The organism is Aquitalea sp. ASV15, assembly GCF_016429115.1.
GTDB lineage: Bacteria > Pseudomonadota > Gammaproteobacteria > Burkholderiales > Chromobacteriaceae > Aquitalea > Aquitalea magnusonii.
This window is the reverse complement of sequence record NZ_JAELTZ010000027.1, coordinates 17,501-30,919: the sequence shown is the minus strand read 5'-3', so window position 1 is coordinate 30,919 and position 13,419 is coordinate 17,501. Positions and strand designations below refer to the sequence as shown.

Annotated in this window: 10 protein-coding genes; 6 read left to right on the top strand and 4 right to left on the bottom strand. The window is 63.3% G+C overall.

What is annotated here, in order from left to right; translation table 11 throughout:
- Position 1 precedes the first annotated feature (1 nt).
- Complete coding sequence (locus JHD64_RS13095) at positions 2-1,084, bottom strand: efflux RND transporter periplasmic adaptor subunit (protein WP_199053503.1); 1,083 nt, start codon at positions 1,082-1,084, stop codon at positions 2-4.
- A gap of 51 nt (positions 1,085-1,135) precedes the next feature.
- Complete coding sequence (locus JHD64_RS13090; RefSeq protein ID WP_199053502.1) at positions 1,136-2,386, bottom strand: murein transglycosylase A; 1,251 nt, start codon at positions 2,384-2,386, stop codon at positions 1,136-1,138.
- A 265-nt stretch (positions 2,387-2,651) separates the two neighbouring features.
- Between JHD64_RS13090 and JHD64_RS13085 the strand changes: the two genes are divergently transcribed.
- Positions 2,652-2,951, top strand: coding sequence for a BON domain-containing protein (locus JHD64_RS13085; RefSeq protein ID WP_233170483.1), 300 nt, complete (start codon positions 2,652-2,654; stop codon positions 2,949-2,951).
- Positions 2,952-3,367: 416 nt separating this feature from the next.
- On the top strand, positions 3,368-4,483 hold the full coding sequence (locus tag JHD64_RS13080) for a porin (RefSeq protein ID WP_199053501.1): 1,116 nt from the start codon (positions 3,368-3,370) through the stop codon (positions 4,481-4,483).
- A gap of 66 nt (positions 4,484-4,549) precedes the next feature.
- Here JHD64_RS13080 and lysA read toward each other — a convergent pair whose 3' ends face one another.
- Positions 4,550-5,785 (bottom strand): diaminopimelate decarboxylase, encoded by a 1,236-nt coding sequence (gene lysA / locus JHD64_RS13075; protein ID WP_059286818.1) that lies wholly within the window; start codon positions 5,783-5,785, stop codon positions 4,550-4,552.
- A 118-nt stretch (positions 5,786-5,903) separates the two neighbouring features.
- Here lysA and JHD64_RS13070 point away from each other — a divergent pair, with 118 nt between their 5' ends.
- The 4 genes from JHD64_RS13070 (at position 5,904) to JHD64_RS13055 (ending at position 12,034) form a co-directional block, all read left to right on the top strand.
- Positions 5,904-6,809, top strand: coding sequence for a LysR family transcriptional regulator (locus JHD64_RS13070; RefSeq protein WP_199053500.1), 906 nt, complete (start codon positions 5,904-5,906; stop codon positions 6,807-6,809).
- Between the two features lie 204 nt (positions 6,810-7,013).
- Positions 7,014-8,603: a PAS domain-containing methyl-accepting chemotaxis protein gene (locus JHD64_RS13065; protein WP_199053499.1), complete on the top strand. Its 1,590-nt coding sequence runs from the start codon at positions 7,014-7,016 to the stop codon at positions 8,601-8,603.
- Positions 8,604-8,850: 247 nt separating this feature from the next.
- The gene (locus JHD64_RS13060; protein WP_199053498.1) at positions 8,851-10,710 is read left to right on the top strand and encodes an ATP-binding protein; all 1,860 of its coding nucleotides are present in this window, start codon (positions 8,851-8,853) and stop codon (positions 10,708-10,710) included.
- Positions 10,703-12,034 carry a sigma-54 dependent transcriptional regulator gene (locus JHD64_RS13055; protein ID WP_199053497.1) on the top strand — a complete coding sequence of 444 codons (1,332 nt, stop codon included), beginning with the start codon at positions 10,703-10,705 and terminating at the stop codon, positions 12,032-12,034. Before JHD64_RS13060 ends, JHD64_RS13055 begins: the two co-directional genes overlap by 8 nt.
- A gap of 206 nt (positions 12,035-12,240) precedes the next feature.
- Here JHD64_RS13055 and JHD64_RS13050 read toward each other — a convergent pair whose 3' ends face one another.
- Positions 12,241-13,317, bottom strand: coding sequence for a type II asparaginase (locus JHD64_RS13050; protein WP_110313380.1), 1,077 nt, complete (start codon positions 13,315-13,317; stop codon positions 12,241-12,243).
- Between the last annotated feature and the right edge of the window lie 102 nt (positions 13,318-13,419).

The following is a 13,419-nucleotide window of genomic DNA, read 5'->3' as shown; positions in this document are numbered from 1 at the left end:
CTTACTTGAGGCCGGCCGGCAGGCTGACGGCATCACCGGCCGCCACCCCCAGCAGCGCAGCGGACAGGACCAGCTGGCCCGGCTTCACCCCCAGCAGCGCCACCTTGCGCTCGGTCTGCGACCATAACAGCACCTGCACCGGCCGCCGCTGCAGCCGGCCCTGCTCCACCAGCATCACCCAGGGCTTGCCTTGCAAGTCCTGCACCGCGGTCTGCGGCAACACCACCTGCCCTTCCAGCTGGCGCAATACCACGCCGCCCTTGGCAAACTGGCCGGCCTTGAGCCGGCCGTCATGATTGTCGACACGGATGTAAATCAGAAAACTGCGGGTGCCGCTCTGCGCCACCGGATTGACGCGCACCACGGCACCGCTCAGCTCATCCGGCAGGCCCTCCACGCTGAAGCGTGCCTGCTGGCCGGGCTGGATGCGGCCTATCCATTGTGCCGGCACTGTCGCGCTCAACTCCAGCACCCCCAGATCGGCAATGGAAAACAGCCGCGCATTCTTGGCGGCGATTTCACCGGGGTTGATCTTGCGCTCGTAGACCACGCCGGCAATCGGCGCGCGCACCACGCTGTCTGCCTGCAGCCGCCGCGCCCGGGCCAGCTGGCTGCTCTGCGCCTGCAACTCGCCCTGGCGCACGGTGAATTCGCTCTCGGCCTCGTCGTAGGCCAGCTGGGAAATGAAACCTTTCTGCAGCAGCTCGTGCTGCTTGTCCAGCTTGATGCGCGCCAGCTTCAGCCGCGACTGGTTGCCGGCCAGCTGGGCCTGCTGCTCGCTCACCGACTGGTCCAGCGATTCCGAGTCCAGCCGCGCCAGCTCCTGTCCCTGCCGCACCGTCTCGCCTTCGCGCACCAGCACATCCTTGACCCTGGCCTCCACCTCGGCGGCGATGCTGCTGCTTTTCAGTGCGGCCAGCGTGCCGGTAAACGGCAGCGCATCCCGCAAGCCCGACAGCTGCGCCACTTCGACATCGGCACGCGCCAGTTCGCGTGCGCCGGCCACGGCAGCGGAGGCAACCGTCTTGCCGCTGGCCGCCTCCTCCGCGTGCTTGCCACACCCGGCCAGCAGCGCCAACAGCATCCCCCATCCCAGCCAGCTTGCTTTCATCCGTTCTTGTCGTCCGTGTTCATGTCAAGGCGCAGCCGCCATCGACGGCGTCATGCCCTTGGGCAGCAGCATCCACATGCTGCCGCTCTGCTTCATGCGGCCCGCATACATGCCGGCCTCGCTGCCATACCCCCAGAACAGGTCGGCACGCACCGCTCCGCGGATGGCGCTGCCAGTATCCTGCGCATGCACCAGCCGCGTCAGTGGTTGCTGGCTGAGCGGCCAGGTGGTGGCCAGATAGACCGGCGTGCCCAGCGGAATGTAATGCGGATCCACCGCAATGCTGTAACCACCAGTCAGCGGCACCCCCAGCGCACCGGCCGGGCCACTGTCTCCACCGGGCAGCGTCTTGAAGAAGACATAGCTGGGGTTGACCGCAAACAGCTCCTGCTGCCGGCCGGGGTGGGCCTTGATCCAGCCCTGTATGCCCTGCATCGAGGCGGCAGACAAGGTCAGCTCCCCTTTTTCCACCAGCCATTTGCCAATCGACTGATAGGCATAGCCATTCTGCTCGGCATAGCCGACATGCAGGAAACTGCCGTCCTCCAGCTGGATGCGGCCGGAGCCTTGCACCTGCAGGAAGAACAGTTCCACCGGGTCTTCCACCCAGGCCAGCACCGGCGCGCTGGCCACGCCCTTGCCCTGGGCGATCTCGGCCCGGGTGTAATACGGCAGCAGACGATTGCCTGCCAGCCGGCCCTTGAGCTTGTTGCTGCGCGGGTCGACGGGGAAATCCGCCGGATGGATTTCAATCTCGCCCGGCGCGGCTTCATTCTTGCCCGGCAGTAACTGCAAGCGATTGCCAGCCGCCTTGCGAGCCACCAGCACGCTGCGGCCATGCAGGGCGGGCGGGTAATCCAGCACCAGCAGGTCGGCCGGCACGCCATAGACCGGATACGGCGTGCGCTCGCTGCGGCTGCGGCTGCCATTGAGCAGGGGTTCGTAATAACCGGTAATCAAGCCGCCGCTGCCGGCGCTATCGCGTACCGCCCAGGCATTGAAGTGGCTTTCAAAGAACAGCCGCGCCCGGGTGTCATCGCCAGATGGAATGCGTGCGGCATCGGCACAGACCGCCTGCCAGCCCGGCTTGCGTGCCGTCACCTTGCAGCTTTGCTGCAGGGCCGACAGGGTGTCGCCCATATTCTGCTGCTGCCAGGCCGGCAAGGCTGCCGGACTCAGCACACCGCCATCGCCCGGACGCGGCATGGGGGGGGAAGTAGTGGAACAGGCGGCCAGCCACAACAGTGGCAGCAGCAATAACAATCGTTTCAGCATGGACGGGAACTTGCGTAATTGAGAATCAGGGTGGTGCGGACTGCTGGCAGCCAGCTGCCATGTTACCGTGCACAGCGCAGCGCTGCACGGTGAGGACTGGCGTCTGACCCGGAGCTGGCCGGCGAGTTCGCCAGATGCATCATTTCATCGAGCCGCAACAAAACTGCAAACAAAGCTGGATAACATGTCGCCACAACACAGTCCACTGGCGATCCATCGCAATGGTCGGCCAGGCCATCACGCTGCTTGAAGCAAGGAGATAACCATGAAGCACCTTTTCGCTCGTTCCGCCCTGTTGGCAACCCTGGCCCTGAACATTGGCTTCGCCCCGCTCATGGCACATGCCGAAGATGCGGTTCCCAGCGACGAACAGCTGGCCACCAATGTCAAGAACGCTCTGGATGCTGATCCGGAACTGAAAGCGCTGAACCTGCACGTTGTCAGCAAAAAGCAGGAAGTGACCATCGACGGCAAGATGACCGATGACCAGCAGATGTTCAAGGCCGGCGTCATCGCCGAAAAGGTGCCGGGCGTCAAGTTCGTCATCAACAATATGAATATGTAACTGCCTGGCCCGGCAACGGGCCGGTCGCGCTCCACGCCTCCGCCAGCCGGAGGCGTTTTCCTTTGTGGCCCCACCCAGACGCCTCCCAAACAGGGCCGGAATCACCCTGGCAAACGGCTGAATCAGCCTACACCCTCCCCATCCTGCTCCTGGTCAACTGTCGGACAAGTATAACCATCCCGACATTCAGTACAGCCACACCCCAACCCTGCGTAGCAGTCAGCCCGCCCAGTACGCGCATCTTGCCTGCAATTAAAAGAAAATACGCAAAAATAAACGCAAATTTACGTAAATAACTGCCAATTTCCCGCTACACACTGATGCATTGACGCTGCCGCGCCCGCCTTAGCACACTCTGCCCGCCCAAGCCCTCCGCCACGGCGCAAGGGCTATCCCGTCAATGATCAGGAAAACTCATGAACCCACGCATTCTGGCCACCGTCCTGGCCTGCACCCTGCCCGCACTGGCCCAGGCCGATGTCACCGTCTACGGCTCGCTGCGCGTTGGCATCAACAGCATGAAAAGTGCCGATACCAATTACCGTCACAGCAGCGGCATCGATGACTATGGCAGCCGGATTGGTTTCAAGGGCCGCGAAGACCTGGGCAGCGGGCTGCAGGCGATCTGGCAGGTGGAGACCGGCATGGCGCTGGATGGCGTGCCCAACAATGGCACCGGCAGCGGCCAGCTGGCCAACCGCATGAGCTTTGTCGGGCTGGAAGGCGGCTGGGGCACAGTACGTGCCGGGTATCTCGATGATGTCCTCACCAATACCCAGGCCACCGACATCATGGCCAGCCCGCGCCGCGACGTGAAAGGCGGCATCGCCTACCCGCTGTATGAAGCACGCGACATCTTCGGCAGCAACAACTATGGCGACAGCCGCGCCAAGAACAGCCTGCGCTACGACAGCCCGCGCCTGTCCGGCGTACAGGGCAGCCTGCAATACGGTGCCGGCGAAAAGCAGGAGGATGGCAAGAGCAGCGGCGATACCTGGGGCCTGCGCCTGTCTTACGCCGATGCCGCCTACTTCGCCACCTACGCCTACATGACCAGGCTGAACAGCATTGCCAGCAACAACAGCGGCATACACCGGCTGGAATTCGGCTACAACGCCAATAATCTGTCACTGGCCGCCACCCTGCAAAAAATCACGCTGTACGGCAATGCCCACAAGAATCTGGACAATAGCAACGACTTCGAGATACCGGGCATCCTGGAAACCAGCATCGCCAAAACCGGCAACAACAAGCTCACCAGTCAGGTGTATGCGCTGAGCGCCGCTTACCGCATGGGCAACTTCAAGCCGATGGCGCTGTACTCGCACCGCCGCCAGGTGAAGGTCGATGGCCAGAGCCTGAACTGGGGCGCCAACCAGTGGGCCATCGGCGCCGAGTACTACCTGAGCAAAACCAGCTGGCTGCAAGCCGGCTATGGCCAGGTCAGGCAAAACGCTGGCGGCCAGCGCGCGCTGAAACTGCAGCAGCCCGATGCCAACGCCACCTGGCTGATGATGCGCAAGGACTTCTGAGCATTCCACTGCTGCGCAGCAAAAAGCCCGCCGTGACGGCGGGCTGTGCTGGCCGGATATCGCGGCTTACACCGCTTCCAGCGCCAGCAATTCCGCCATGGTCTGCCGGCGACGGATCAGCCGCGGGCCAGCCTCATCCAGCAATACCTCGGCCAGCAGCGGACGGCTATTGTAGTTGGACGACATGGTGGCGCCATAAGCACCGGCATCGTGGAACACCAGCCAGTCACCCACTGCCGCCGGCGGCAGGTCGCGGCTTTCCACCACGCCGCCTTCCTGCTGGGTGAACACATCACCCGACTCGCACAGGGGGCCGGCCACTACCGTGGCCACCTGGCCGGTTTTCTCCTGACCACTGCGCTCCAGCACGGAAATTTCGTGGTAGCTGCCATACAGCGAAGGACGCATCAGGTCATTGAACCCGGCATCCACCAGCACGAAATGACGGCTGCCCATGTCCTTGACCGCACGCACCTCGGCCACCAGCGCACCGGCTTCGGCCACCAGGAAGCGGCCCGGTTCGATCTCCAGCCGCACCGCGTGGCCCAGCAGTTGTTCCACTTGCTTGCGCGCGCTATCCCACAGCTGGAAATAATGTTCGGTATCGATGCGGCCATCACCGTCGCGATAGGGAATGGACAGGCCACCGCCGGCCGAAATGGCCTCGATATCCTGCCCCAGGCTGCGCACCAGCTCCACCATGGCACCGCATACCTGCTGCAGATGGCCATAATCGACACCCGAACCGATATGCATGTGGATGCCCACCAGCTTGAGGCCGCACTCGGCGATCACCGCCAGCGCCTGTGGCAGATCGGCATGCCAGATGCCGTGCTTGCTGTTTTCACCACCGGTATTGGTCTTGTGGCTGTGACCATGGCCAAAACCGGGATTGATGCGCAGCCACACCCGATGACCCGGCGAGCGTTCGCCCAGCTGGCGCAGCATGTCGATGCTGCCGGCGTTGACCACGATGCGCTCGGCCACCACCTGCTCCAGCGTGGCGCGGTCCAGCACATCGGCGGTAAATACCACCTCGGACGGCTCGGCCGACGACAAGTCGTAACCGGCCTGGCGCGCACGTTCGATCTCGCCCAGCGACACCGCATCCACCATCACGCCCTGCGCACGCATCAGGCGCAGGATATGGGTATTGGAATTGGCCTTCTGCGCATAGCGGATGACATCGAACTGCTTGAGCTGGGCGATGCGGGCGCGAATCACCGCGGCATCGTATACCCACAGCGGGGCGCCGAATTGTTGGGCCAGGGAGGCAAGTTGGGAGGCAGCGAAAGTTTTCATGGCATTCCATTCAATGATTGCCATGATACTGCCGCAGCCTGCGACTAAAATAAAATATCAATTTATCGCCATGTCTTTCATTTATGATATGGCCTGCCCGAGCCAAGCGAGTCCTGCCATGTCCTTCAATCTGCGCCATGTGGAAATCTTCCACGCCATCATGACCACCGGCAGCGTCACCGAGGCGGCGACCCTGCTCAACAGCTCGCAGCCCACAGTCAGCCGCGAACTGGCCAGGCTGGAACAACTGAGCGGACTCACCCTGTTTGAACGGGTAAGGGGGCGGCTGCGCCCCACCCTGCAGGCCTTGCAGCTGTTCGAAGAAGTCGAGCGCTCCTATCTGGGACTGGAACGCATCGTCAGTACCGCCCAGGCCCTGCGCCAGTTCGACCATGGCCAGCTGTCGATTGCCTGTCTGCCGATGTTCTCGCAGGCGGTGCTGCCCACCGTCTGCCAGCGCTTTCTGGCCCGTTATCCCAAGGTCAGGCTGAATATCACGCCGCAGGAGTCGCCGCTGCTGGAAGAGTGGCTGGCCGCGCAGCGCCATGATCTGGGCTTGACCGAAAGCCAGCGCCAGCCTGCCGGCACCAGTCAGCAACAGGTGTTCTGCGCCGATGAAGTGGCAGTACTGCCCAGCGGCCACGCCCTGTGCAACAAGCCGGTACTGGAATTGGCCGACTTCGCCGGCCAGCCCTTTATCAGCCTGTCGGTCAGCGACATCTATCGCCAGCAGCTGGACAGCCTGTTTGCCGAACAGCAAGTGCAGCGGCAACTGGTGCTGGAAACCCACAGCGCTGCCTCGGTGTGCAGCATGGTGCGCCAGGGCATCGGCATCGCCGTGGTCAATCCGCTCACCGCGCTGGAGTTTGCCTCCCAAGGCGTGGTGGTCAGACAGCTGGCGGTTTCCCTGCCTTTTCGCGTGCATCTGGTGCGACCCTTGCACCGGCCGGCCTCCGCCCTGGTCGACAGCTTTGCGCTATTGCTGCAGCAGGTACTGCAAGAGGCCAGTCAGCAGAGCGGCTGACAACAGGCCGCTGCGGCGTGGCAGCGCCCATGCGCCACAGCGCTTTGTCAGAGATCAAACCGCGACAAAAGAAAAATATGGCATGCGGATTTTTCGCCTATACCGCTAGAGCAACAATACCGTACGGTATCGGTTTGCGGCCCTGCCCTTGCCCATCGTCGCCGCACGACACGCCGGACGGAAACCTTGCTCAGGGAGCCCGTCATGCGCAACAACCAGCCAGTCACCCACCACGAGTTATTCCTGCATCCGCAGCGCCCCATCGTCACCAAGACCGACCTCAAGGGGGTGATCACCTATGCCAACCGTGCCTTTATCGAGATCAGCGGTTTTACCGAAGCAGAGCTGATCGGCCAGCCACACAGCGTGGTACGCCACCCGGACATGCCCGCCGAAGCCTTTGCCGATCTGTGGCATACCGTGGAAGCCGGCCATCCCTGGCGCGGACTGGTCAAGAACCGCAGCAAGCAGGGCGACTTTTACTGGGTGGATGCCTATGTCACCCCCTTGCGCGAAAACGGGCAGGTCACCGGCTATATGTCGGTACGCAGCGCCCCGGACCCGGAGCAGTGCCGGCAGGCCGAACAGCTCTATGCCGAGGTGCGTGCCCGGCGTGCCAGCTTTCCGACCACACGCCAGCAGCAGGCACTCAGCATGCAGGCCCTGTTGCTGCTGGCCATGCTGCCACCCGTCCTCGCCTTGCTGCTGGAATACATCCTGCCGCAAAGCATGCTGCACCACATCCTGAACAGCGCCAGCATCATCTGGCTGCTTGGCGCAGCGCTGCTGATTCACCAGCGCCTGGCCACGCCACTGCAACAGGCCAGGCAGGGGCTGGCCAGATTGGCCGAGGGCAATTTCAAGCAAGCCATTCCCCAATCCGGTTGCCAGGACATGCGGCAGATGCTGGAAATGCTGGAAACCATGCGCATCAATACCCGTGCCGTACTGGCCGACGTGGTGGCCGGTGCACACGACATCAGCCAGGCCGCCACCGCCACCCATGCCGAGGCCAGTCAACTGCAGCAGCGCGGCGAGCATACTCTGGCCGGCATCACGCGGGTGGCGGCGGCGCTGGAGCAGCTATCGGTATCGGTCAATGAAATCTCCATCACCACCCGCAGCGGTGCCGAGCATGCCGGCACCGCCAACCAGCTGGCCGATCAGGGCGAGGACAGGATGCAGCAGACCCGCGCAGTGACCCGTCAGGTGATGGGAGAATTCCAGATTACGCGCGATGCCATTCTGGTGCTGGAAAAATCAGCCGAGGAAATCGGCTCGGTCACCTCGGTCATCAAGGAAATCGCCAACCAGACCAATCTATTGGCGCTGAATGCCGCCATCGAAGCCGCCCGCGCCGGCGAGCAGGGACGTGGCTTCGCCGTGGTGGCCGACGAAGTGCGCAAACTGGCCGAGCGCACCGCCGGCAATACCCTGGAAATCGAACAATCCATCAATGTGCTACACCAGCGCACGCACCAGGTATTGCAGAATGTGCATGGCGCGCTGGAGCGGGTGCAGGGCGTGGAAAACGCCATCGGCACCGCCAGTACCAGCCTGGCGGCCATCCGCGAGGCCAACCAGGGCGTGGCGCAATCGGCGGCCAACGTAGCGGAAATGCTGCAGCAGCAGTCCTCTGCCTCCACCGAAGTGGCACAGAACATGGAAACCATGAGTGCGCTCACCGAGCAGAACAGCCACAGCATCGCCACCACCCGCGAGGTCGCCCAGCAACTGCACACCACGGCCCACGACCTGAAGCGGCTGGTCAGCCACTTCGAACGCTATCTGTAAGCGCCGCTTACCCGGCGCAAGCGGGCCTGCCGCAGCACTTGCCGATGCCGTCCCGGCGCCGCGCCGCACCGGATGTCGCGCGTCCCAGGCAGGGAAGCATCACCGCGAAGGCAAAGGCATTTGCTACAATAGCCGGCTGCCGCCATGCGCTGCGGCCAGACCCTGATCACCGCAGGCGGCCAACGGCCGCCTTTCTGCTGGCCGCCGGCACCGTCCGGCACAGCCCACTCCGAGGATTGGATTTCGCTTGAAACTGCGTACCGTACTCCGCATAGCGCTATTGCTGGTGCTGATGGACATTGCCGCCGTCGCCGCCTTTCGCGCCAGCGTGGACGGTTCGCTGGACGAGCTGCGGGCCGCCAACACCCAGCGGCTGGAGCTGTACGCCAACAGCCTCAACAGCGAGATCGGCCACTACGCCCGCCTGCCCAGCCTGCTCGGCCTGTCGCCCTATGTGGAGCGGCTGCTGCACGCTCCGCAAGACCGCCAGCGCCAGCAAGCGGCCAATGACTACCTGGAACGGCTGAGCCAGCGCACCGGTGCCAGCGCCATTTACATCATGGACAGCAGCGGCATCGTGCGCGCCACCAGCAACTGGCGGCAGCCGGACAGCTACCTGGGCGAAAACGATGCCTTCCGTGCCTATTTCACCGATGCCATCAACGGCCAGCCCGGCCGCTTTTTCGGCGTGGGCACCACCCGCAGCGAAGCCGGCTACTATCTGTCCGAGCCGCTGAGCAGCCACGGCCGCATCATCGGCGTGGCCGTGGTCAAGATCAACATGGAATACCTGGAAAAGCTGTGGCGCGAAAACAAGACCATGGTGATGGTGTCCGACCAGAATGAAGTGGTCATCCTGGCCACCGAACCGGGCTGGAAATTCAGCACCCTCAAGCCCTTCAGCAAGGCCCTGCAGGATGCCTTCGACCGCAACCGCCAATACAACCGCAAACCGCTGCCGCCACTGGGGCTGGAAGAGCGCCGCAGCCTGGGCAACGGCAGCCACATCTACCGGCTGGACCAGAGCGGCCGGCGCACGCTGAGCCGGCTGGCCTACCCGCGCGACATGCTGGGGCAGTCGCTGCAACTGCCGCTGTCCAACTGGCGGCTTACCGTGCTGTCCAGCCTGGAGCCGGTGTACCAGCTGGCCTATAACCGTGCGGCGCTGGCCGCCCTGCTCACCCTGCTCAGCCTCACCGGCATTCTGTGGCTGAACGAACGGCGCCGCCGCCTGCGTGACAAGCTGGCCGCCCGTGAAGCCCTGCAGCAGGCTTATCGCGAGCTGGAACGCAAGGTCGAAGAGCGCACCGCCGACCTGTCGCGTGCCAACCAGCAATTGCAGGAAGAAGTCAGCGAACGCATCCGCGCCGAACAGCATCTGCGCCAGACCCAGGACAACCTGGTGCAGGCCGGCAAACTGGCGGTGCTGGGCCAGCTGGCCACCGGCATCGCGCACGAACTGAACCAGCCGCTGGCCGCCCTGCGCACCCTGTCCGGCAATGCCATCAAGTTTATCGAACGCCAGCAAACCGACACCGCCCGCACCAATCTGCAAACCATCTGCCAGCTGGTGGATAAAATGGGCGAAATCACCAGCGCGCTCAAAGGCTATGCGCGCAAGTCCACCAGCAGCCTGGGCACGGTGGACATCAGCCTGGCCATCGACAGCGCGGTGCTGCTGCTGCGCAACCGGCTGGAGGGCAGCCAGGTACGCATTCTCCGCCCCAATGCGCCGGAGCCGTGGCAGGCACGCTGCGACCCCAACCGCTTCGAACAGGTACTGGTCAACCTGCTGGCCAACGCCCTGGACGAGCTGCAAGGCCAGCCCCAGCCCATCATCGAAATCAGCGGCCATCGCACCACAGAACACCTACAATTGCAGATTCGCGATAACGGCCCCGGTTTGCAGGAATCCGTACGCGCCCAGCTGTTCGAGCCCTTTGTCACCACCAAGCCCGCCGGCATCGGCCTGGGGCTGGGGCTGACACTCAGCGCCGGCATCATTGCCGAAGCCGGCGGCAGCCTGAGCGCCGACAACCACCCGCAGGGTGGTGCGGTATTCACCATCACCCTGCCGCTTGCCACAAAGGAAAACCGCCATGTTTGATGGCATGAAAGTGTTGATTGTCGAAGATGATCCGGATGTCCGGCTGGGCTGCGAACAGGCACTGGCGCTGGAAGGACTGGAAGCGCGCGGCGTGGCCAGCGCCGAGCAGGCACTGGCGCTGCTGCTGCCCGGCTTCCCCGGCGTGGTGGTGAGTGACATCCATCTGCAAGGCCAGGACGGCATGGCGCTGCTGCGCCAGCTCAAGGCCCGCGACAGCGGCCTGCCGGTCATCCTGATCACCGGCCATGGCGATGTCAGCCTGGCAGTCCAGGCGATGAAGGATGGGGCCTACGACTTTATCGAAAAACCGTTTTCCTCGGAGCGGCTGCATGAAGTGGTATGCCGCGCCATGGAACAGCGCCGCCTCAGCCTGGAGGTGGAAAGCCTGCGCCGGCAATTGCATGACAAGCAAAGCCTGGAGGCACGGCTGATCGGCCGTTCGCCAGCCATGGAAAAAGTGCGGCGCATGATCGCCGATCTGGCCGATACCTCGGCCAATGTGCTGATCCTGGGCGAAACCGGCACCGGCAAGGAGCTGGTGGCGCGCTGCCTGCATGAAATCAGCCGCCGCCAGAAAAACAATTTCGTCGCGGTCAACTGCGGCGGGCTGGCGGAAAACCTGTTCGAGAGCGAGATCTTCGGCCACGAAGCCCATGCTTTCACCGGCGCGGCCAAGCGCCGCATCGGCCGCATCGAATACGCCAATGGCGGCACCCTGTTCCTCGATGAAATCGAAAGCATGCCGCTACCGCTGCAGATCAAGATGCTGCGCGTGCTGCAGGAACGCACGCTGGAGCGGCTGGGCTCCAATACCCCCATTCCGGTGGACTGCCGCGTGGTATCAGCCACCAAGGCCGACCTGAAAGCCATGGGCAATAACGGCAGCTTCCGCAGCGACCTCTACTACCGCCTGAACGTGGTCACCCTGCAATTGCCACCGCTGCGCGAGCGGCGCGAGGACATTCCGCTGCTGTTCGAATACTTTCTGCTGCAGGCTGCCAGCCGCTTCGACCGCCCCACCCCGCAACTGGAAGCGCACGAACAAGCCGAGCTGCTGGCCTACGACTGGCCGGGCAATGTGCGTGAGCTGCGCAATGTAGCCGAGCGCTATGTACTGGGCATCCGCAGCCCGCTGTCCGAATCCGGCGAGCTGAGCCAGAGCCTGCCGCTGGCGGAAACCGTGGAAGCCTTCGAGCGCGCACTGATTGCCGAAGAGTTCCGCCGCCACGGCTACAGCCTGAGCCGCACCAGCGAAGCCCTGAAAGTGGCCAAGACCACCTTGTTCGACAAATTGAAAAAGTACGGCCTGAATCAATCGGGTTGATGGCCCGGCTGATGACCGGGCTGATGAGCAGCCTGCCGTCCCGGTCGGCAGCAGGCTGCGGGCACAAAAAAAGCGGCCACCGGGGCCGCTTGCCAAAGGCTGCATGAGCAGACACTGCGCCATGCTGCCGTTGCAGGGGGATCACGCCGGGTCGACACCGGCATCACAACAGGCAGACAGGCCGGCACAGTGCCCGGCCCTGCGGCTCAATAGGTGTAGAACATGCGTTGCAGTTCTTTGGTGTCGTGGGTCTTGGTCAGACCCAGCATCAGCAGGATGCGGGCTTTTTGCGCATTCAGCGTGTCGCTGACCACCAGATCTTCCTGATCGTCATTGGCCTCACCGTTACGGGCCACGATGCCGTTACCCACGCGCGAGCTGCGTACCACGATCACACCCTTTTTACGGGCGTCGCGGAAGGCCGGCATCATCTGCGCGGCAATGCTGCCATCACCCACACCAGCCTGCACGATACCCTGGGCACCGGCAGCGATGTCGGCATCCATGGCCACACGGTCCATATTGGCGTAGCCGTACACGATGTCGACGCGCGGCAGGCTGTTCAGCTTGCTCACGTCAAACTCGGTATCCGCAGTGTTCTTGCGGGTGGACATGCGGTAGAAGTGCGGCTTGTTGTCCTGCATGTAACCCAGGTAACCCAGTTCCGGCGTCTTGAAGGTGTCGGTGGTGGAGGTATTGGTCTTGGTCACTTCGCGGGCAGCGTTGATCTGATCGTTCAGCGATACCAGCACACCCTTGCCAACGGCTTCCTTGCTACCGGCCAGGATCACGGCGTTGTACAGGTTGATCGGGCCGTCAGCACTGATGGCGGTAGACGGGCGCATGGAGCCCACCACCACCACCGGCTTCTTGCTCTTGACCACCAGGTCCAGGAAGTAAGCGGTTTCTTCGATGGTATCGGTACCGTGGGTAATCACCACGCCGTCGACATCCTTCTGCGCCAGCAGCTCGTTCACGCGCTTCGCCAGCTTCAGCCACACTTCGTTGGTCATGCTTTCACTGGCGATCTGGGCCACCTGCTCGCCACGTACCTCGGCCACCTTGGACAGCTCGGGCACGGCGGCAATCATCTTGTCCACGCCCAGCTTGGCTGCGGTGTAACCGATGGTGGTGGTGCTGGTAGCGCCAGTACCGGCAATGGTGCCACCGGTCGCCAGAATCACCACATGCGGCTTGGCTGCGTCGGCAGCTTGGGCGGATTGACCACACAGGGCAGCCATCACGGCCGCGCTGGACAACAGCAGTTTGAAGGTTTTTTTCATGTCTCTTCTCTTTGTAGAAAGACTAGTGGGGATGTCGTTGCCGGGGAGCAACTCACTGCAGCGATCAGCCCCGCGTCCTGCCTGTCCGCCTGTATCGGCGGC

Bases quoted from the DNA above. Each gene is read 5' to 3' on its own strand.
- JHD64_RS13070 (WP_199053500.1), top strand. From the start codon at position 5,904: ATGTCCTTCAATCTGCGCCATGTGGAAATCTTCCACGCCATCATGACC.
- JHD64_RS13080 (WP_199053501.1), top strand. From the start codon at position 3,368: ATGAACCCACGCATTCTGGCCACCGTCCTGGCCTGCACCCTGCCCGCA.
- JHD64_RS13055 (WP_199053497.1), top strand. From the start codon at position 10,703: ATGTTTGATGGCATGAAAGTGTTGATTGTCGAAGATGATCCGGATGTC.
- JHD64_RS13085 (WP_233170483.1), top strand. From the start codon at position 2,652: ATGAAGCACCTTTTCGCTCGTTCCGCCCTGTTGGCAACCCTGGCCCTG.
- JHD64_RS13050 (WP_110313380.1), bottom strand. From the start codon at position 13,317: ATGAAAAAAACCTTCAAACTGCTGTTGTCCAGCGCGGCCGTGATGGCT.
- JHD64_RS13090 (WP_199053502.1), bottom strand. From the start codon at position 2,386: ATGCTGAAACGATTGTTATTGCTGCTGCCACTGTTGTGGCTGGCCGCC.
- JHD64_RS13095 (WP_199053503.1), bottom strand. From the start codon at position 1,084: ATGCTGTTGGCGCTGCTGGCCGGGTGTGGCAAGCACGCGGAGGAGGCG.
- JHD64_RS13065 (WP_199053499.1), top strand. From the start codon at position 7,014: ATGCGCAACAACCAGCCAGTCACCCACCACGAGTTATTCCTGCATCCG.
- lysA (WP_059286818.1), bottom strand. From the start codon at position 5,785: ATGAAAACTTTCGCTGCCTCCCAACTTGCCTCCCTGGCCCAACAATTC.